The following is a 16,244-nucleotide window of genomic DNA, read 5'->3' as shown; positions in this document are numbered from 1 at the left end:
TGGATGAAGGTTTACGTTTCGCAATTCGGGAAGGTGGCCGTACTGTAGGCGCCGGTGTTGTCGCTAAAATTATCGAGTAATTAGAATGAGTAACAATCAAAACATTAAAATAAGATTAAAATCCTTTGATCATCGGTTGATTGACTTGTCAACTCGAGAAATTGTAGAGACAGCAAAACGTACTGGCGCACAAGTTCGTGGGCCAATACCGTTGCCTGTCCGTAAGGAGAAATTTACTGTATTGACTTCACCGCATGTTAATAAAGATGCTCGAGATCAATATGAATTACGTACTCATAAACGCCTGGTCGTTATCGTTCATCCAACTGAAAAAACAGTAGATGCATTGATGAAGTTGGATCTGGCTGCTGGGGTTGATGTTCAGATAAGCCTTGATGACTAAGTGTTAGGGTGAAGGATATTAAAGAGGTGTTAGAATGATGATCGGTTTATTAGGCCGTAAAATCGGTATGACGCGGGTTTTCATGGCAGATGGAGTTTCAGTTCCAGTTTCTGTTGTTGAAGTTCACCCTAATAGAGTTTCCCAGGTTAAAACTAAAGAAACTGATGGTTACACCGCTGTTCAATTAACAGGCGGTACAAAAAAAGCAAGTAAAGTTAATAAACCTTTAACAGGTCACTTTGCAAAAGCTGAAATTGAAGCAGGTGATATGTCTGTTGAGTTTTTAGTTGATTCAGAAGATGCATTTAAAGCAGGTCAAGTAATCACAGTTGCGGATGTTTTTGCGGCTGGACAATTTGTTGATGTTGCTGGAATCACTAAAGGTAAAGGTTTTGCCGGAACAGTTAAAAGATATAATTTTAGAACACAAGATGCTACCCATGGTAACTCCAGATCGCATCGTGTTCCTGGTTCTATTGGTCAAAACCAAACTCCAGGACGTGTGTTCAAAGGTAAGAAAATGGCAGGTCATTTAGGTAATGTTCGTTGTACCGTTCAAAGCCTTGAATTAGTGCGCGTAGATGCAGAAAGAAATTTACTTCTTATCAAAGGTGCAATACCTGGTGCTCCTGGCTCACGAGTTGAGATTAAGCCTGCAGTTAAAAAGCAAGTGCGAGGTGAGTGATGGAAATTACTACTATAGATACAAATTCAAAATTAATACTGAACCAAGAAGTATTCGCATATGGTTATAATGAAGGTTTGATTCATCAAGCTGTAGTAACTTATATGAATAACGCTCGTAGTGGTAATAGCGCCCAAAAAACTCGCTCTGAAGTCCGGGGTGGCGGTAAAAAGCCATGGAATCAAAAAGGTACTGGACGTGCTCGAGCAGGTACTATAAGAAGTCCACTATGGCGAAGCGGTGGGGTAACCTTTGCTTCTAAAAAAAGAGATTATTCACAAAAAATTAATAAAAAAATGTACAAACGTGCATTACGTAGTATAATCTCCGAACTTTGTCGCACTGGGAACTTGGTTGTTGTTAGTGATTTCCAATGTGAAAGCAAAAAAACTAAAGATTTTGTTAGCAAAATGAACCAACTAAATATTAATAATGCACTTATAGTAATGAGTGAAGTTGGTGAGAATGAATATTTTGGTTCAAGAAACTTAATTGATTATGATATCTGCGACGTTACAACTATAGATCCTGTTTCTTTACTCAGATTTGAGAAGGTTGTTGTTACAGAAGCTGCAATTAAAAAAATTGAGGAACAGTTACAATGAACGCTGAAAGATTGTTGATGGTTCTACGTGAACCACATACTTCTGAAAAAGCCACTGTTATAGCTGACAAGCTGAAACAGTTTACTTTCAAAGTATTGAAAACTGCAACTAAAAATGAAATTAAAATAGCGGTAGAGAATATATTTAACGTTAAAGTTAAAAATGTATCTGTTATCAATGTGAAGGGAAAAACAAAGCGTTTTAAACAAACAAGCGGAAAGCGTAGTGATTGGAAAAAAGCATTTGTAACTCTTCATGCTGATCAAGATATTGACTTTACAGCTACCGAATAAGGCAGATTAAGATGGCACTATTAAAATCTAAACCTACATCGCCAGGAAAACGTGGCGAATTACGTGTGGTTCACCACCATATTCATAAAGGAAAGCCACATGCGGCTTTAGTTGAAAAACTGAAAAAAACTGGCGGACGTAACAACCAAGGTAGAATTACTGTAAGACATATCGGTGGTGGTCAACGTAATCAATATCGCATCATTGATTTTAAACGTAATAAAGATGGGATTGAGGCTCGTGTTGAGCGTATTGAATACGATCCAAATCGTACTGCATTAATCGCATTAATTGTTTATAAAGATGGTGAAAGAAGGTATATTATTGCACCAGCCAATTTAAAGGTTGGTGATACAGTTATTAGCGGTGCTGATTCACCTATTAGTATTGGTAATTGTCTTCCATTAAAAAATATTCCTGTTGGTACTACAATTCATTGTGTTGAAATGAAACCAGGAAAAGGTGCCCAGGTATTAAGAAGTGCTGGAGCAAGCGGACAAATTGTTGCTAAAGAAGGTATTTATGCAACATTAAGACTTCGTTCTGGCGAAATGCGTAAAATACATGTTCTTTGTAGAGCAGTAATTGGTGAAGTCAGTAATAGTGAACATAGTTTACGTGCATTAGGAAAAGCTGGAGCAAAACGCTGGAGAGGTATTCGCCCAACAGTTCGTGGGGTAGCTATGAACCCAGTTGATCACCCACATGGTGGTGGTGAAGGCCGTACTTCTGGTGGACGTCATCCGGTGTCACCATGGGGCGTACCTACTAAAGGTTACAAAACCAGAAGTAATAAGCGTACTGATAATTTTATTGTCAGAAGACGTAAGAAGAAATAATTATTGAGAGGATATCAAGTGGCTCGTTCTATAAGAAAAGGTCCTTTTGTTGACCATCATTTGATTGCCAAAGTAGAAGCTGCAATTGAATCAAAATCTAAAAAACCAATTAAGACTTGGTCAAGAAGATCAACAATCGTTCCTGAAATGATTGACTTAACAATTGCTGTTCATAACGGCAAAGATCATATTCCTGTTTACATAACAGATAATATGGTTGGTCATAAATTAGGTGAGTTTGCCATGACTCGTACATTCAAAGGCCACTCTGGTGACAGAAAGGCTAAAGGCAAATAAGAGGATATGATGGAAGTTACAGCAAAGTTAAAAGGTGCTCCCTTATCCGCTCAGAAGGGCAGATTGGTAGCAGATATGATACGAAATATGAATGTATCTGGTGCACTTGATGTCCTCAAGTTTACACCAAAAAAAGGTGCTCAATTAATGCTTAAATTATTAGAGTCTGCAATTGCAAATGCTGAAAATAATAATGGTGCAGATATTGATGATTTAAAAGTAGGTATGGTCTGCGTTGATGAAGCAATGACTTTAAAACGTATTAGTCCCAGAGCTAAAGGACGTGCAAACAGAATTTGCAAACGTACCTGCCATATCACGATAAAAGTGTCTGACGAGGAATAGCAATGGGACAAAAAGTTAACCCTATAGGCATACGCCTTGGTATTATTAAAGACTGGAACTCTAAATGGTTCGCAGGCAAAAAATACGCTGAATTTTTAATTCAAGATATTAAATTACGTACTGAACTGAAAAAGAAGCTTATGGCAGCTGCAGTAAGCAAGATTCTCATTGAGCGTCCTGCTAATAATGCTGTTGTTACAATACAAACTGCACGACCTGGTGTGATCATCGGTAAAAAGGGTGGTGGTATTGAGACTCTGCGTAATGAAATTTCTAATAAATTAGGTGTACCTGTTCATCTTAATATTGAAGAAATTAAAAAGCCTGAACTTGATTCAACACTTGTTGCTGAAGGAATCGCGCAACAGTTAGAGCAGCGTGTTATGTTTAGACGTGCTATGAAACGTGCAGTAACTTCAGCTCTTAAAGCAGGCGCTAAAGGAATTAAAATTTGTGTTAGTGGTAGACTAGGTGGTGCTGAAATTGCTCGTAGTGAATGGTATAGGGAAGGTCGCGTACCTTTACATACTTTCAGAGCTGATATTGATTATGGTACAGCGGAGTCTAAAACTACCTACGGTATTATTGGTGTAAAAGTCTGGATCTTCAAGGGTGAAATTCTCCCGCAAAAGAAAAGATCTTCTGACGTTGCCCAGTGAGTGAGGATTAAGAATCATGTTACAACCTAAACGTACAAAATACCGAAAACAGATGAAAGGCCGTAACAGAGGTTTAGCCTTACGCGGTAGCAATATCAGCTTCGGTGAATTTGGTTTGAAAGCGCTTGAGCGTGGTCGTTTAACAGCAAGACAAATCGAGGCAGCGCGAAGAGCAATGACACGTCATATTAAACGTGGTGGTAAAATTTGGATTAGAGTATTCCCAGATAAGCCTATTACACAAAAGCCTTTGGAAGTAAGACAAGGTAAGGGTAAAGGTAGCGTTGAATATTGGGTTGCTCAAATACAACCAGGTAAGGTTTTATTTGAAATGGAAGGTGTGTCCAGAGAGCTTGCTATGGAAGCTTTTGATCTGGCTAAAGCAAAACTTCCTTTCAAGGTTATATTTGAAGAAAGGAAGGTGATGTAATGAAAAAGATTGATGAATTACGCGGTTTATCAGTAGAAGAACTGCAAAATGAATTGCTTTCATTGCGTAAAGAACAATTAAATTTGCGAATGAAGAAAGCAAGTGGCTCACTAGATAAAACACATCTCATCACCATGGTGCGTAAGTCAGTGGCAAGAGTAAAAACAATGTTGACTGAAAAGGCAGGTAAGTGACATGTCTAATAGTGAATCAAATGCCAGAACAATGGTTGGAAAAGTAGTTAGTGACAAAATGGATAAAACCATAGTTGTGATGATTGAACGTTCTGTTAAACATCCAAAGTATGGAAAAATTATGAAACGTCGATCTAAATTGCATGCGCATGATGAAAATCAAGTATGTAAAATTGGTAACATAGTAAAAATCCGTGAGTCAAGACCACTCTCTAAAACAAAAAGCTGGGTATTAGTCGAAGTAATTTCTTAATCAACCCTGTTGATTTACTTTTAAAACCCTAAAAGGCCTGATATAATCAGCAACCTTTTTCTGGTCGAAATCAGAGCTGGAGTAAAAAATGATCCAAATGCAGACAGTGCTCGAAGTGGCTGACAATAGCGGAGCACGTAAGGTTATGTGTATTAAAGTGCTTGGCGGTTCTCACCGTAGATATGCACGTGTAGGTGATGTAATCAAAGTAAGTATTAAAGATGCAATACCCAGAAGTAAAGTAAAGAAAGGTGCTGTGATGAAAGCAGTAGTTGTTCGTACAGCACAAGGCGTTCGTAGAGACGATGGCTCTTTGATTCGTTTCGATGGTAACGCTGCAGTACTGTTAAATAACCAAAACGAGCCAATTGGTACTCGTATATTTGGCCCTGTTACTCGCGAGCTACGAGAGAGATTTATGAAAATAATATCTCTGGCTGCAGAAGTTTTGTGAGAAGGATTTAGATATGAAACGTATTCAGAAAGGCGATGATGTAATTATAATTGCCGGTAAAAGTAAAGGTCATAGAGGTAAAGTCCTACGTGTGACTGAAAGTGGTGTGGTTGTTGAAGGTGGAAACTTAATCAAAAAACATGTTAAGGCTAATCCACAAAAACCAGAAAGCAAGGGTGGTATTATTACCCTTGAAGCGCCAGTACACGTTTCTAACGTTGCTCATTATAATCCCAATACAAAGAAAGCAGATAAAGTAGGCTTTAAGTTTATTGAGAGTAACGGAATAAGTAAGAAGGTTAGATACTTTAAATCTGACAATGAAATAATTGACCGTGTTTAATTAGGTGATTGAAATGGCAAGACTTAATGAATTTTATAAAAAAGAAATCATCCCTATGATGATGAAACGGTTCAAGTATTCCAGCGTTATGGAAGTTCCAAAGTTGCTTAAAATCACCTTGAATATGGGTGTTGGCGAAGCTGTTGGTGATAAAAAGGTGATGAACCATGCAGTTGAGGATATGACTCTAATTGCTGGACAAAAGCCTGTTGTTACTAAAGCAAGAAAATCTATTGCTGGTTTTAAAATTAGGGAAGGTTGGCCAATAGGCTGTAAAGTAACACTAAGACGTCAACGTATGTATGAGTTTTTAGACAGACTGGTTTCCGTAACTTTACCGCGTGTGAGAGATTTTCGTGGTTTAAATCCTAAATCTTTTGATGGAACTGGTAATTACAGTATGGGGATACATGAACAAATCGTATTTCCAGAAATTGATTACGATAAAACAGATGGTATCCGTGGTTTAGATATTTGTATTACTACAAGTGCTAAAACAAATGAAGAAGCTAAAGCTTTATTAGAAGCCTTTAACCTTCCATTGAAAGATAGAGATAAAAAATAAGGGTGAAATTGTGGCTAAAAAATCAATGCTCATGAGAGAGTTAAAGCGTAGCAAGCTAGTAAATAAGTACAGTAGACGCAGAAACGAATTGAAAAAATTGATTAAATCATCTGATGATTTTCAGGTAATTATGGATAGCCAGTTAAAGTTAGCTAAATTGCCTGTTAATTCAAATCCTGTTCGTTTTAAAACACGATGTCAGCAATGTGGCCGTCCACATGGAGTTTATCGTAAGTTTGCTCTTTGTAGAATTTGCTTAAGGCAACAACTAATGGTTGGTAATATACCTGGCGGAAGAAAATCTAGCTGGTAATTTTTTAATTGGAGAACGATTGTGAGTATGCATGATCCAGTTGCTGATATGCTGACCCGAATTAGAAATGGTCAACAAGCAAAGCATCAGCAAATAACGTTAACTTCTTCTAAATTGAAGGAAGAAATTGCTCGTGTTTTAAAGGAAGAAGGATATATTGAAAACTTCTTTGTGGAATCATTAGATAATAATCTTAAATTAATGACGATTAAGCTGAAATACTATCATGGCAGACCCGTTATTGAATTGATTAAGAGAATTAGCAGGCCTGGATTGAGAGTCTATAAGTCTTATAAAGATTTGACATCTGTTCCTGGCTTTGGCGTAGCTATTTTGTCTACATCACAAGGTATAATGACCCATATATCTGCAAAGATGAAAGGCGTTGGTGGCGAAGTCATTTGTGAAGTGGCTTAATACTTGCGAGGAATAATATGTCTAGAGTAGCAAAAGCCCCAGTAGTTCAACCAGCAAACGTTGAAATAACAATAGGTGATGGTGAAATTACTGTAAAAGGGCCTAAAGGAACACTAACCCAAAAAATTAATAGGTTAGTTAAAGTAACTAAAAATAAAGATTCTAATCATGTTGAGTTTGCGCCTGCTGCAAATGATCCTAGAGCTTGGGCTCAGGCTGGAACTGCTCGTGCATTAGTAAACAATATGGTTAAGGGTGTAACTGAAGGTTTTGTTGTTACCTTGGAACTGGTTGGTGTAGGTTATAGAGCACAGTCTAAAGATAAATCAATTACGTTATCTTTAGGTTTTTCTCATCCTATTGAATACCACTTGCCTAAAGGCGTTTTAGTAGAAACCCCAAGTAATACTGTCATATTGCTGAAAGGTGTTGATAAACAAATTTTGGGTCAAGTTGCTTCTGAAATAAGAGCATTTAGACCACCAGAGCCCTATAAAGGCAAAGGTGTTAAACTTGCTGGCGAGTATATTGCTCGTAAAGAAGCGAAAAAGAAATAAGGTTTAAGTCATGAATAAACAGAACTCACGTGCTCGACGTGGATTAAAAGCAAAAGCACTGATCCGTAAATCAGGCAGAGCAAGATTAGTCGTTTATAGAAGTGGTTTGCACATTTACTCACAAATCATTGAAGCGGATAAGCTTGGTGATAAAGTATTGGTATCATGTTCAACAAACGATAAAGAATTGCGCCCAAGCCTGACCGGTAAATGTAAGGTAGAACAAGCTAACCTAGTTGGCAAGCTGCTTGGTAAGCGTGCAAGCGAGCGTGGCATTACTCAAGTTGCATTTGATCGTGCTGGTTATAAATATCATGGCCGAGTGAAAGCCCTTGCAGAAGGTGCGCGCGAAGCTGGATTAGATTTTTAAGGAACGATTATGGCATTCGATGAATCATCACCTAAATCAGATGGCTACCAAGAAAAGCTAGTATCGGTTAATCGTACAGCTAAAGTTGTAAAAGGCGGCCGTGTTTTCGGCTTTGCGGTACTTGTTGTTGTTGGTGACGGCAAGGGTAAAGTTGGCTTTGGTAGAGGTAAAGCGAGAGAAGTTCCAATTGCTATTCAAAAAGCAATGGAGCAAGCTAAGAAAAATATGGTTTATATTCCACTTTCTGGATCAACTATATTTCATGAAATTACTTGGAACTACGGTGCTTCTAAAGTATTTATGAAGCCTGCAAGTGAAGGTACTGGAATTATTGCTGGTGGCGCGATGAGAGCCGTCTTAGAAGTTTTAGGCGTGCAAAACATATTAGCTAAAAGTATTGGTTCTACCAACCCAAGCAATATTGTTAGGGCTACAATTGGAGCTTTAACTAATATCGGTACCCCAGATTATGTTGCGGCCAAGCGTGGTAAAACTGTTGAAGAAGTTATGGCGGGCTAATTATGGAAAAGAAAATTAAAATAACTTTGGTTAAAAGCATTATAGGCAGAAAGCCAAAGCACATTTCTATCGTAAAGCAATTAGGTCTAGGTAAAACTAATTCGAGTGTATCTCATAATGATACCCCAGCAATTCGTGGCCTTATTAATAAAGTTGATTATCTATTGCTGGTTGAGGAGAGTGTATAATGAATTTAAATTCACTATCACCAGATCCTGGTTCAAAACGTCCCAAAAAACGATTAGGGCGTGGTATAGGATCCGGACTAGGTAAAACAAGTGGTAAAGGTCATAAAGGGCAAAAAGCTCGTGCTGGTGGCTTTCATAAAATTAATTTTGAAGGCGGTCAAATGCCTATTCAAAGACGTCTACCAAAAATGGGCTTTAAGTCACGCGTTGGTAGAACTGTAGATCAAATATGTCTCAGTGAACTTGCAAAATTGTCTGCTGAAGTAATTGATCTCAATACATTGCGTGAAGCAGGTTTAATCAGCAATTCTATTAAGGATGTAAAAGTTATTTTATCTGGTGAATTAACTACTGCCATCAAACTTAAAGGTTTAAGAGTCACTAAAGGAGCTCGTTCGGCCATTGAAGGTTTAGGCGGCAGCATAGAAGAATGACTATGAAAAACCAAAAACATAATGCAAGCCAATCACGTGGAGGATTGGCTGAACTGAAATCAAGATTATTGTTTGTTGTTCTTGGCATTTTAGTATATCGTTTAGGAGCACACATACCAGTTCCTGGTTTGGATCCCGCGCGGCTCGCTAATTTTTTTAATGAACAACAGAATACAATATTTGGCTTATTCAATATGTTTTCTGGTGGTGCTTTATCGCGTGTGACGGTTTTTGCAATTGGTATTATGCCATATATTTCTGCATCTATTATTCTACAACTTTTTACTGTTGTTTCTCCTAAATTGGAACAACTTAAAAAAGAAGGTGAATCTGGACGTAGAAAAATAAACCAATACACTCGATACCTGACTTTGGTACTTTCGGTGTTTCAGTCTTTAGGGATGGCACGTTGGTTAGCTGGACAACAAATTGCACTACAAGCTGACTTCTCATTCTACTTTACCGCAGTGGTTACCTTGGTGACCGGAACAATGTTTTTAATGTGGTTGGGTGAGCAAATTACTGAAAAGGGTGTCGGTAATGGCATATCCTTAATTATCTTTTCGGGAATTGTTTCAAGTATGCCCACTGCTATTGCATCAGTTCTTCAACAGGTTAAAGAAGGACAAATGCAGGCATTAACCTTAATTATTATTGCTGCTGTTGTAGTGGTGGTAACCGGATTTGTAGTATTCATGGAGCGTGCACAGAGGCGTATAAGAGTTAATTATGCGCAAAGAACGCAAGGTAGAAAGGTATATGCTGCACAAACAAGCCATTTACCTTTGAAGATCAATATGTCTGGAGTAATACCTCCTATTTTTGCGTCCAGCATCATATTATTACCTGCAACTTTGGCGCAATTTTTCTCACATACTAAAGGTTTGGGGTGGTTAGCTGATGTTGGAATGGCTCTATCCCCTGGGCAGCCTTTGTATTTAATTGTGTATGCTGTAGCTATTATATTTTTTGCGTTCTTTTATGCAGCTTTGGTGTTTAATCCCAAAGATACTGCTGATAATTTAAAAAAATCTGGTGCATATATTCCTGGAATTAGACCAGGTGAACAAACAACTAAATATATTGATGGTGTAATGACCCGCTTGACACTAGTTGGCGCGATTTATTTGGTTCTTGTATGTCTTTTGCCTCAGATTTTGATGTATACATGGCATGTCCCTTTTTATTTCGGAGGAACGTCATTGCTGATTATTGTAGTTGTTATTATGGATTTTGTAGCTCAGGTACAAGCTCATTTAATGACGCAGCAATATGATTCTTTAATGAAAAAGGCTAATTTTAAAGGCACCAAATTACCTGGTCTTTTATGATCTTTATCGGAGTTAGGAATGAAAGTAAGAGCATCTGTAAAGCGAATTTGTCGCAATTGCAAGATTATTAAACGAAGTGGCACTATACGGGTTATTTGTAAAGATGCCAGACATAAGCAAAAGCAGGGTTAATATCCGCTTGATTTAATTTTATAAAAATAGTATTCTTCTGTCCCTTTCGACAGAACAAATAACGTTCGGAGAAGTTAATGGCTCGTATTGCAGGAGTAAATATACCTGATCACAAACATGTTGTGATTGCTTTAACAGCAATATATGGTATTGGTAAACCTACATCCTTGAAATTATGTTCAGCAGTTGGTATTGAACCTTCAAAAAAGGTATCAGAACTAACTGATGCTCAACTTGAGTCTTTGAGAACAGAAATTGCAAAAATAACAGTGGAAGGTGATTTGCGTCGTGTTGTGACAATGAACATTAAGCGCCTTATGGATCTAGGATGTTATCGTGGTCTAAGACACAGAAGAGGGTTGCCATTGCGAGGACAACGTACGAAAACTAATGCTCGTACGAGAAAAGGTCGCAGAAAAGGCACTACCGTTTGATTTTTCATGTAGGAAAGTAAGATGGCAATAACAAAGTCAAAACAACAAAAAGTACGCAAAAAGGCAAAACGTGTTGTATCAGATGGTATTGTGCACGTTCATGCATCTTTTAATAATACTATAGTTACCTTTACTGATAGACAAGGTAATGCGCTATGCTGGGCAACATCTGGTGGTTCAGGATTTAGAGGATCAAGAAAAAGCACCCCTTATGCTGCACAGGTTGCTACTGAGCGTGCTGCTGCTGTTGCGAAAGAATACGGTATGAAATCTGTGGCTGTATTTGTTCATGGTCCCGGACCTGGAAGAGAGTCCACTATTCGTGAATTAATATCACAGGATTTTAAAATTGTTGAAATTACCGATGTTACTGGTATACCTCATAACGGGTGTAAACCACCTAAAAAACGTCGTGTATAAGACTCAGGAGTAATTAATGGCTAGATATCTTGGTCCAAAATGTAAGTTATCACGTCGTGAAGGTTGTGATTTATTACTTAAAAGTGGTGTCCGTGATCACAAGTCCAAATGTAAATCTGAAAAGTTACCTGGACAACATGGTGATAAAAAACCACGCCTGAATGGTTATGGAATTCAGCTTAGAGAGAAACAAAAAATTAGAAGACTATATGGCGTTCTTGAAAAGCAATTCCGTGGCTATTACAAAATGGCTGCTCGTATGAAAGGTGCTACAGGCGAAAACCTGATGTCTTTACTTGAAAGACGTTTGGATAATGTTGTGTACCGTATGGGTTTTGCAAGTACACGTGCTGAAGCACGACAACTTGTTACACACAAAGCCATACTTGTTAATGATAATATAGTTAACGTTCCATCTTTCTTAGTAAAACCTGGAGATGTTATATCTGTTCGTCAAAAAGCACGAAGCCAAGGCCGTATTCAAGCAGCTTTAGCTTTGTCCGAACAAAGAGCTCCATGTGATTGGATTACTGTAGATTCTTCTTCTTGCAAAGGGACATTCTCTACAGCACCAACGTTAACTGACTTATCTTCAGACTACAACGTAAACTTAGTTGTAGAACTTTACTCTAAGTAAGCTCGGAGAAATAGCTGAATGTATACTGAAATCAATGAAATGTTGACACCTAATGTTCTTAAGGTCCAGGCAGAATCGCCCTATAAAGCTAGAATAGTTTTAGAGCCTTTGGAGCGTGGCTTTGGTCATACTCTCGGCAATGCTTTGAGACGTATTTTGTTATCATCAATGCCTGGAAGTGCAATTACTGAAGCTTCAATTGACGGTGTTCTGCATGAGTACAGCACAATTGAAGGCGTGCAGGAAGATGTTGTTGATATATTACTGAACCTGAAGTTAGTTGCAATAAAAATGTCAGTTGGTGAAGACGCCACTGTAACATTGAACAAACAAGGTCCTTGTCAAGTTACTGCTGGAGACATTCAGCTGACTCATGGATTAGAAATAATTAATCCAGAGCTGGTCATTGCTAATTTGAATGAAAAAGGCAAATTGAATATGACTTTGAAAGTTGAGCGAGGAATTGGTTTCCACAGTACTGATTCATTTATTAGACATTTCGATGATGAAGTAGAAAGAAAATCTGTTGGGAAGCTTAAAATTGATAATAGTTTCTCTCCAGTTAAGAAAGTGGCTTACTATGTTGATAGTGCTCGTGTAGAAAACCGTACTGACCTCGACAAGTTAACTATTGAGTTAGAAACTAATGGAACTATTGATGCTGAAGAATCAATACGGATCTCTGCTAGTATTCTTCAAAGACAACTTCATGCTTTTGTTGACATGAAATTTGAAGAGTCTCGGTCTGATAATAAAGAACGCAATGATTTTGATCCTATTCTATTACGCTCTGTTGATGATTTAGAGTTAACTGTTCGATCTGCAAATTGCTTGAAAGCAGAAAATATTCATTATATCGGCGATTTAGTACAAAGAACTGAAAATGAACTCTTAAAAACTCCTAATCTAGGTAAGAAATCTTTAACTGAGATTAAGGATGTTTTAGCTTCACGTTCATTATCGCTTGGTATGAAACTTGAGAATTGGCCGCCAGCAAATCTTGGCGAATAAAGTTTAGGAGTTTTGGTTATGCGTCACCGTAATTCAGGCAGAAGTTTTGGCCGTACAAGTAGCCACAGAAAGGCTATGTTTGCAAATATGTGTTGCTCTTTAATTGAGCATGAGTTGATTAAAACAACTTTGCCTAAAGCTAAAGATTTGCGACGTTATATTGAACCTTTAATTACTGTTTCAAAGGTTGATTCAGTTGCTACACGTCGTCATGCGTTTGATATTCTAAGATCTAAATCTGCTGTTGGTAAATTATTTAAAGATTTAGGTCCGCGTTTTGTTGAACGTCCTGGTGGATATGTACGTATTATCAAGTGTGGTTATAGAGACGGCGATAATGCACCTATGGCAATAGTTGAGTTATTAGATCGACCTGTTGCTAGTGATGATACTGAAGAGTGAATTCAGCTGTTCAAATCTAAAAACCCGCATTTTGCGGGTTTTTTGTTTTGAAGAAAATTAGATTGTAGCCTGGGTGAAGCGCAGCGGAACTCGGGTTTTGCGTTGAGAATCCCCCCGAGTTCCGCTGCGCTTCACCCAGGCTACGTTTTTAACAAAGCAAATGGCGATAAGTTTTATTTATTTTTTAGATCCATGGTTGCTTATCCACAAGTAAATCACTCTCGATACCGCCTGTTTGCTCTGTTGATTTTGGTTCTAATAAGATGACATGTACTTCTTCATCTGCTACAGGTTTATGTTCTACGCCTTTGGGTACAATATAAAACTCACCTTCTTTTAAAGTAACTATTTTATCTTTAAGTTCAATTTTGAGCATACCTTTTATGACCATAAAAAGCTCATCTTCAGTTGCATGGCTATGCCACATAAACTCTCCTTTGAATTTTGCAAGTTTGACATATTGACCATTTAGTTCTCCAACAATGCGTGGAGCCCAGTACTCATTAAAGAGTTTAAATTTTTCAACCAAATTAACTTTGTCCATGGTTACCTCAATTGTAAGTCACTAATAGCTTTCTAAGGTTTCTTTTCAAGCTTTTTTCATATGGAATACACTTTGACTCATCGATATGGATTTGAAAAGTGAATTTCATTATGTTTCACTTAAATGGTTTAGTATGACAGTATTATAGAACCTCTACTTCTTAGCAGTTAATAAGTCAATTGTAGTTTGGTTTATGATTATAATAGACCTCTTTCGTCACTCGCTGCAAAGCAAGAAATGCGTGATAACAGCTGTAGAACTGGAGTGTAACGAAGTCCCATAAGGATTTGCGCATCGTATCGATGAAACAGCCCTCCTTCGCAGGAGTGTTTTGAAAGGGGTCTAATGATAATTTCCTTGTCAGGGCTTATATATAGGTCATCTTTTAAGAGGTTTTACAAGGTAATTTGGCAAAGCTAATATTTGAAAAGTAATCTTGTTTATGGAAAATAATTAATAACTTTATCGATCTGGAGATAATGGATGCTTTTCTATGCTTATTTAGTCAATGAAGATCAAAATCTAGTTTATGTGTTTATAAGAGCTATATTGTTATTAGTAATTGGTACACTTTTGATTCGATTTGGTGATCGACGGTTTAAATTAAACAACTCATTTGATCTGTTAATTATTGTGATTTCTGGTGGATTAATTAGCAGAGGAATAAATGGCCCGGCTACTTTGATGTCTACAACTATTGGTTTAATTGGTTTGATATTGACGCATAAAATATTAGCTATATGTACTAGAAAATCTTTAATATTTGAACGCATATTTAAGGGAAAACGTCATCTTCTTATAAAAAATGGTCATCTTCAAAAGAACGTATTACAAAGCTTAAATATCACCAAAAAAGATATAGAGGAACAAATGCGTCAACAAATACATACTTCTTCTTTGGATAAAGTGCTTTTTGCATATCTGGAAAGAACAGGTCATATATCATTTATAAAAAAAGATTGATGTCTTAATTTAGATTATAAACAGAGATAGTATTTCTACGTCGCGGCTCCACTGCGCAACAGGTTACAGTTATTTTAAAAACTGTTAAACGAAAATTATAGCGCCCTTATCGATAAGGGCAGCAATAGACAATATGACAGCTTAGATCCAAATGAAGTTAAAATGGAACATCATCATCCAATTGATCAAAAGCATCTTGTGGTACTTGCACCGGTTGTTGTCTTCCCGCATTGGGATTGCTTGGTGGTGTAAATTGGGCTTGTGGTATCTCATCAAAGCTGGATGATGCGGCGGCTCCTTTACTGTCGAGCATTTGAATGTCATTAGCTACAATCTCAGTAGTGTATCTATCTTGGCCTTGTTGATCCTGCCACTTTCTAGTTCTTAAACTACCTTCAATGTAGAGTTTAGAGCCTTTGCGTACGTATTCCCCAGCTATTTCACCTAAACGGTTAAAGCATACTACGCGATGCCATTCAGTCCGTTCTTGTTTCTCACCTGTTACTTTATCTTTCCATGCTTCACTTGTGGCAATTGATAGTGTAGTGACCGCATTTCCATTAGGTAAGTAACGGACATCAGGGTCAATACCCACGTTGCCAATTAAGATGACTTTATTTATACCACGTGCCATTTTAAGATCTCCTGTATGCGAAAGTTAGGGAAAGAGTATACCTAATTTATATATTCCTTGCACTGATGAGTTAAAGATGAGCTTTTAATTGCGTTTTGCTAAAGAAAAAAAACAACAAGCATATCTGGCTTGATATACTCGTTGTTGAATAGGATGATTAGTTCGAGATTTTTTTAAGCCATTCTTTAGCTTCTTTACTCACCTGCTCATCATGGATTAGGACATCATAAATAGTTACTTTAGCTTCGCTTGCAGGAGTGTTTCTGCTTTTTCTTGCAGAAATTTTGCTTGCATGCCTAGATTTTCCAGCATGTTTGCATTATGAGCAAGTAGTCGTTTGATTTGCGCTAATTCAAAACCAAAAAATTTCAAGGCAATAATCTGTTGCAGCTTTGATAAGTCTTGTTCGGAGTACAAACGATAACGATTGCTTAGACGTAAACTGGGTTTAAGTAAACCAATTTTGTCGTAGTGATGCAGTGTTCTTACTGAAACTTGCGTCAGTCGACTAAACTCTTTTGCATACCATTGTTTCATCGTTTTTCCTCCTTGGTGACAAGGCTAATGTATGAC

Annotated in this window: 32 protein-coding genes and 1 pseudogene; 30 read left to right on the top strand and 3 right to left on the bottom strand. The window is 37.5% G+C overall.

The window, feature by feature from the left end; translation table 11 throughout:
- The 29 genes from A8O27_RS18445 to rplQ form a co-directional block, all read left to right on the top strand.
- Positions 1-80, top strand: an 80-nt coding sequence (locus tag A8O27_RS18445; protein WP_207384450.1) for an EF-Tu C-terminal domain-related protein, incomplete at its 5' end; no start/stop codon positions are given.
- Between the two features lie 5 nt (positions 81-85).
- Entirely contained in the window at positions 86-403 is a 318-nt protein-coding gene (gene rpsJ, locus A8O27_RS07870; RefSeq protein WP_019233361.1) for a 30S ribosomal protein S10, read from the top strand.
- A gap of 34 nt (positions 404-437) precedes the next feature.
- Positions 438-1,088, top strand: coding sequence for a 50S ribosomal protein L3 (gene rplC, locus A8O27_RS07865; protein ID WP_058458803.1), 651 nt, complete (start codon positions 438-440; stop codon positions 1,086-1,088).
- Entirely contained in the window at positions 1,088-1,693 is a 606-nt protein-coding gene (gene rplD, locus A8O27_RS07860) for a 50S ribosomal protein L4 (RefSeq protein ID WP_058458802.1), read from the top strand. Before rplC ends, rplD begins: the two co-directional genes overlap by 1 nt.
- On the top strand, positions 1,690-1,986 hold the full coding sequence (gene rplW, locus A8O27_RS07855) for a 50S ribosomal protein L23 (RefSeq protein ID WP_058458801.1): 297 nt from the start codon (positions 1,690-1,692) through the stop codon (positions 1,984-1,986). Before rplD ends, rplW begins: the two co-directional genes overlap by 4 nt.
- Positions 1,987-1,997: 11 nt before the next feature.
- The gene (gene rplB, locus A8O27_RS07850) at positions 1,998-2,825 is read left to right on the top strand and encodes a 50S ribosomal protein L2 (RefSeq protein WP_058458800.1); all 828 of its coding nucleotides are present in this window, start codon (positions 1,998-2,000) and stop codon (positions 2,823-2,825) included.
- 18 nt (positions 2,826-2,843) lie between these two features.
- Positions 2,844-3,122, top strand: coding sequence for a 30S ribosomal protein S19 (gene rpsS, locus A8O27_RS07845; RefSeq protein ID WP_010654828.1), 279 nt, complete (start codon positions 2,844-2,846; stop codon positions 3,120-3,122).
- 9 nt (positions 3,123-3,131) lie between these two features.
- Positions 3,132-3,467 carry a 50S ribosomal protein L22 gene (gene rplV / locus A8O27_RS07840; RefSeq protein ID WP_010654827.1) on the top strand — a complete coding sequence of 112 codons (336 nt, stop codon included), beginning with the start codon at positions 3,132-3,134 and terminating at the stop codon, positions 3,465-3,467.
- Positions 3,468-3,469: 2 nt separating this feature from the next.
- Positions 3,470-4,126 carry a 30S ribosomal protein S3 gene (gene rpsC, locus A8O27_RS07835; RefSeq protein WP_058458799.1) on the top strand — a complete coding sequence of 219 codons (657 nt, stop codon included), beginning with the start codon at positions 3,470-3,472 and terminating at the stop codon, positions 4,124-4,126.
- Positions 4,127-4,142: 16 nt separating this feature from the next.
- Positions 4,143-4,556: a 50S ribosomal protein L16 gene (rplP, locus tag A8O27_RS07830; RefSeq protein WP_003633085.1), complete on the top strand. Its 414-nt coding sequence runs from the start codon at positions 4,143-4,145 to the stop codon at positions 4,554-4,556.
- The gene (rpmC, locus tag A8O27_RS07825; protein ID WP_019233368.1) at positions 4,556-4,750 is read left to right on the top strand and encodes a 50S ribosomal protein L29; all 195 of its coding nucleotides are present in this window, start codon (positions 4,556-4,558) and stop codon (positions 4,748-4,750) included. Before rplP ends, rpmC begins: the two co-directional genes overlap by 1 nt.
- 1 nt (position 4,751) lies before the next feature.
- Positions 4,752-5,003 carry a 30S ribosomal protein S17 gene (gene rpsQ, locus A8O27_RS07820; protein WP_019233369.1) on the top strand — a complete coding sequence of 84 codons (252 nt, stop codon included), beginning with the start codon at positions 4,752-4,754 and terminating at the stop codon, positions 5,001-5,003.
- Positions 5,004-5,091: 88 nt separating this feature from the next.
- Positions 5,092-5,457 (top strand): 50S ribosomal protein L14, encoded by a 366-nt coding sequence (rplN, locus tag A8O27_RS07815; protein WP_006872243.1) that lies wholly within the window; start codon positions 5,092-5,094, stop codon positions 5,455-5,457.
- Between the two features lie 13 nt (positions 5,458-5,470).
- Positions 5,471-5,800 (top strand): 50S ribosomal protein L24, encoded by a 330-nt coding sequence (gene rplX / locus A8O27_RS07810; RefSeq protein WP_058458798.1) that lies wholly within the window; start codon positions 5,471-5,473, stop codon positions 5,798-5,800.
- A gap of 13 nt (positions 5,801-5,813) precedes the next feature.
- A complete protein-coding gene (rplE, locus tag A8O27_RS07805; RefSeq protein ID WP_058458797.1) occupies positions 5,814-6,365 on the top strand; it encodes a 50S ribosomal protein L5 in 552 nt (183 codons plus the stop codon).
- A gap of 10 nt (positions 6,366-6,375) precedes the next feature.
- A complete protein-coding gene (gene rpsN, locus A8O27_RS07800; RefSeq protein ID WP_058458796.1) occupies positions 6,376-6,678 on the top strand; it encodes a 30S ribosomal protein S14 in 303 nt (100 codons plus the stop codon).
- 27 nt (positions 6,679-6,705) lie between these two features.
- Complete coding sequence (gene rpsH, locus A8O27_RS07795) at positions 6,706-7,095, top strand: 30S ribosomal protein S8 (protein ID WP_202972288.1); 390 nt, start codon at positions 6,706-6,708, stop codon at positions 7,093-7,095.
- 17 nt (positions 7,096-7,112) lie between these two features.
- The gene (gene rplF, locus A8O27_RS07790) at positions 7,113-7,652 is read left to right on the top strand and encodes a 50S ribosomal protein L6 (protein ID WP_058458794.1); all 540 of its coding nucleotides are present in this window, start codon (positions 7,113-7,115) and stop codon (positions 7,650-7,652) included.
- A 10-nt stretch (positions 7,653-7,662) separates the two neighbouring features.
- Positions 7,663-8,022: a 50S ribosomal protein L18 gene (gene rplR / locus A8O27_RS07785; RefSeq protein ID WP_058458793.1), complete on the top strand. Its 360-nt coding sequence runs from the start codon at positions 7,663-7,665 to the stop codon at positions 8,020-8,022.
- A 9-nt stretch (positions 8,023-8,031) separates the two neighbouring features.
- Positions 8,032-8,541, top strand: a complete 510-nt coding sequence (gene rpsE / locus A8O27_RS07780; RefSeq protein WP_019233376.1) for a 30S ribosomal protein S5 — start codon at positions 8,032-8,034, stop codon at positions 8,539-8,541.
- 2 nt (positions 8,542-8,543) lie between these two features.
- Complete coding sequence (rpmD, locus tag A8O27_RS07775) at positions 8,544-8,729, top strand: 50S ribosomal protein L30 (RefSeq protein ID WP_019233377.1); 186 nt, start codon at positions 8,544-8,546, stop codon at positions 8,727-8,729.
- Entirely contained in the window at positions 8,729-9,163 is a 435-nt protein-coding gene (gene rplO / locus A8O27_RS07770; RefSeq protein ID WP_058458792.1) for a 50S ribosomal protein L15, read from the top strand. Before rpmD ends, rplO begins: the two co-directional genes overlap by 1 nt.
- A 2-nt stretch (positions 9,164-9,165) precedes the next feature.
- The gene (secY, locus tag A8O27_RS07765) at positions 9,166-10,494 is read left to right on the top strand and encodes a preprotein translocase subunit SecY (protein ID WP_058458791.1); all 1,329 of its coding nucleotides are present in this window, start codon (positions 9,166-9,168) and stop codon (positions 10,492-10,494) included.
- An 18-nt stretch (positions 10,495-10,512) separates the two neighbouring features.
- Positions 10,513-10,626 carry a 50S ribosomal protein L36 gene (rpmJ, locus tag A8O27_RS18440; RefSeq protein ID WP_010946099.1) on the top strand — a complete coding sequence of 38 codons (114 nt, stop codon included), beginning with the start codon at positions 10,513-10,515 and terminating at the stop codon, positions 10,624-10,626.
- A gap of 77 nt (positions 10,627-10,703) precedes the next feature.
- The gene (rpsM, locus tag A8O27_RS07760; protein ID WP_019233380.1) at positions 10,704-11,060 is read left to right on the top strand and encodes a 30S ribosomal protein S13; all 357 of its coding nucleotides are present in this window, start codon (positions 10,704-10,706) and stop codon (positions 11,058-11,060) included.
- A gap of 21 nt (positions 11,061-11,081) precedes the next feature.
- On the top strand, positions 11,082-11,480 hold the full coding sequence (gene rpsK, locus A8O27_RS07755; RefSeq protein WP_003633055.1) for a 30S ribosomal protein S11: 399 nt from the start codon (positions 11,082-11,084) through the stop codon (positions 11,478-11,480).
- Positions 11,481-11,496: 16 nt separating this feature from the next.
- On the top strand, positions 11,497-12,117 hold the full coding sequence (gene rpsD / locus A8O27_RS07750) for a 30S ribosomal protein S4 (protein ID WP_058458790.1): 621 nt from the start codon (positions 11,497-11,499) through the stop codon (positions 12,115-12,117).
- 18 nt (positions 12,118-12,135) lie between these two features.
- Positions 12,136-13,128, top strand: a complete 993-nt coding sequence (locus tag A8O27_RS07745) for a DNA-directed RNA polymerase subunit alpha (protein ID WP_058458789.1) — start codon at positions 12,136-12,138, stop codon at positions 13,126-13,128.
- An 18-nt stretch (positions 13,129-13,146) separates the two neighbouring features.
- Positions 13,147-13,530 carry a 50S ribosomal protein L17 gene (gene rplQ / locus A8O27_RS07740; RefSeq protein ID WP_058458788.1) on the top strand — a complete coding sequence of 128 codons (384 nt, stop codon included), beginning with the start codon at positions 13,147-13,149 and terminating at the stop codon, positions 13,528-13,530.
- 184 nt (positions 13,531-13,714) lie between these two features.
- Here rplQ and A8O27_RS07735 read toward each other — a convergent pair whose 3' ends face one another.
- A complete protein-coding gene (locus tag A8O27_RS07735; protein ID WP_058458787.1) occupies positions 13,715-14,074 on the bottom strand; it encodes a cupin domain-containing protein in 360 nt (119 codons plus the stop codon).
- Between the two features lie 483 nt (positions 14,075-14,557).
- Between A8O27_RS07735 and A8O27_RS07730 the strand changes: the two genes are divergently transcribed.
- Positions 14,558-15,037: a DUF421 domain-containing protein gene (locus A8O27_RS07730; RefSeq protein WP_058458786.1), complete on the top strand. Its 480-nt coding sequence runs from the start codon at positions 14,558-14,560 to the stop codon at positions 15,035-15,037.
- Between the two features lie 157 nt (positions 15,038-15,194).
- Here A8O27_RS07730 and ssb read toward each other — a convergent pair whose 3' ends face one another.
- Together ssb and A8O27_RS07720 are read right to left on the bottom strand one after the other, a co-directional pair.
- Positions 15,195-15,671: a single-stranded DNA-binding protein gene (gene ssb, locus A8O27_RS07725; protein ID WP_058458785.1), complete on the bottom strand. Its 477-nt coding sequence runs from the start codon at positions 15,669-15,671 to the stop codon at positions 15,195-15,197.
- A gap of 252 nt (positions 15,672-15,923) precedes the next feature.
- Positions 15,924-16,208, bottom strand: a pseudogene (locus A8O27_RS07720) (MerR family transcriptional regulator); the annotation flags it as partial.
- Positions 16,209-16,244 lie beyond the last annotated feature (36 nt).

The sequence above is a fragment of the Legionella bozemanae genome (assembly GCF_001648595.1).
Taxonomy (GTDB): domain Bacteria; phylum Pseudomonadota; class Gammaproteobacteria; order Legionellales; family Legionellaceae; genus Legionella; species Legionella bozemanae.
This window is presented reverse-complemented; position numbering and strand designations above follow the sequence as displayed.

Coding starts and splice junctions, on each gene's coding strand:
- rplD (WP_058458802.1), top strand. CDS start 1,088: ATGGAAATTACTACTATAGATACAAATTCAAAATTAATACTGAACCAA.
- rplX (WP_058458798.1), top strand. CDS start 5,471: ATGAAACGTATTCAGAAAGGCGATGATGTAATTATAATTGCCGGTAAA.
- rplP (WP_003633085.1), top strand. CDS start 4,143: ATGTTACAACCTAAACGTACAAAATACCGAAAACAGATGAAAGGCCGT.
- secY (WP_058458791.1), top strand. CDS start 9,166: ATGAAAAACCAAAAACATAATGCAAGCCAATCACGTGGAGGATTGGCT.
- rplO (WP_058458792.1), top strand. CDS start 8,729: ATGAATTTAAATTCACTATCACCAGATCCTGGTTCAAAACGTCCCAAA.
- rplR (WP_058458793.1), top strand. CDS start 7,663: ATGAATAAACAGAACTCACGTGCTCGACGTGGATTAAAAGCAAAAGCA.
- rplV (WP_010654827.1), top strand. CDS start 3,132: ATGGAAGTTACAGCAAAGTTAAAAGGTGCTCCCTTATCCGCTCAGAAG.
- rplC (WP_058458803.1), top strand. CDS start 438: ATGATGATCGGTTTATTAGGCCGTAAAATCGGTATGACGCGGGTTTTC.
- rpsD (WP_058458790.1), top strand. CDS start 11,497: ATGGCTAGATATCTTGGTCCAAAATGTAAGTTATCACGTCGTGAAGGT.
- rpsQ (WP_019233369.1), top strand. CDS start 4,752: ATGTCTAATAGTGAATCAAATGCCAGAACAATGGTTGGAAAAGTAGTT.
- rpsK (WP_003633055.1), top strand. CDS start 11,082: ATGGCAATAACAAAGTCAAAACAACAAAAAGTACGCAAAAAGGCAAAA.
- rplW (WP_058458801.1), top strand. CDS start 1,690: ATGAACGCTGAAAGATTGTTGATGGTTCTACGTGAACCACATACTTCT.
- rpsE (WP_019233376.1), top strand. CDS start 8,032: ATGGCATTCGATGAATCATCACCTAAATCAGATGGCTACCAAGAAAAG.
- rplN (WP_006872243.1), top strand. CDS start 5,092: ATGATCCAAATGCAGACAGTGCTCGAAGTGGCTGACAATAGCGGAGCA.
- rpmC (WP_019233368.1), top strand. CDS start 4,556: ATGAAAAAGATTGATGAATTACGCGGTTTATCAGTAGAAGAACTGCAA.
- rpmD (WP_019233377.1), top strand. CDS start 8,544: ATGGAAAAGAAAATTAAAATAACTTTGGTTAAAAGCATTATAGGCAGA.
- A8O27_RS07735 (WP_058458787.1), bottom strand. CDS start 14,074: ATGGACAAAGTTAATTTGGTTGAAAAATTTAAACTCTTTAATGAGTAC.
- A8O27_RS07730 (WP_058458786.1), top strand. CDS start 14,558: ATGCTTTTCTATGCTTATTTAGTCAATGAAGATCAAAATCTAGTTTAT.
- rplF (WP_058458794.1), top strand. CDS start 7,113: ATGTCTAGAGTAGCAAAAGCCCCAGTAGTTCAACCAGCAAACGTTGAA.
- rpmJ (WP_010946099.1), top strand. CDS start 10,513: ATGAAAGTAAGAGCATCTGTAAAGCGAATTTGTCGCAATTGCAAGATT.
- rpsH (WP_202972288.1), top strand. CDS start 6,706: ATGCATGATCCAGTTGCTGATATGCTGACCCGAATTAGAAATGGTCAA.
- rpsC (WP_058458799.1), top strand. CDS start 3,470: ATGGGACAAAAAGTTAACCCTATAGGCATACGCCTTGGTATTATTAAA.
- rpsJ (WP_019233361.1), top strand. CDS start 86: ATGAGTAACAATCAAAACATTAAAATAAGATTAAAATCCTTTGATCAT.
- rplB (WP_058458800.1), top strand. CDS start 1,998: ATGGCACTATTAAAATCTAAACCTACATCGCCAGGAAAACGTGGCGAA.
- ssb (WP_058458785.1), bottom strand. CDS start 15,671: ATGGCACGTGGTATAAATAAAGTCATCTTAATTGGCAACGTGGGTATT.
- rpsM (WP_019233380.1), top strand. CDS start 10,704: ATGGCTCGTATTGCAGGAGTAAATATACCTGATCACAAACATGTTGTG.
- rplQ (WP_058458788.1), top strand. CDS start 13,147: ATGCGTCACCGTAATTCAGGCAGAAGTTTTGGCCGTACAAGTAGCCAC.
- A8O27_RS07745 (WP_058458789.1), top strand. CDS start 12,136: ATGTATACTGAAATCAATGAAATGTTGACACCTAATGTTCTTAAGGTC.
- rplE (WP_058458797.1), top strand. CDS start 5,814: ATGGCAAGACTTAATGAATTTTATAAAAAAGAAATCATCCCTATGATG.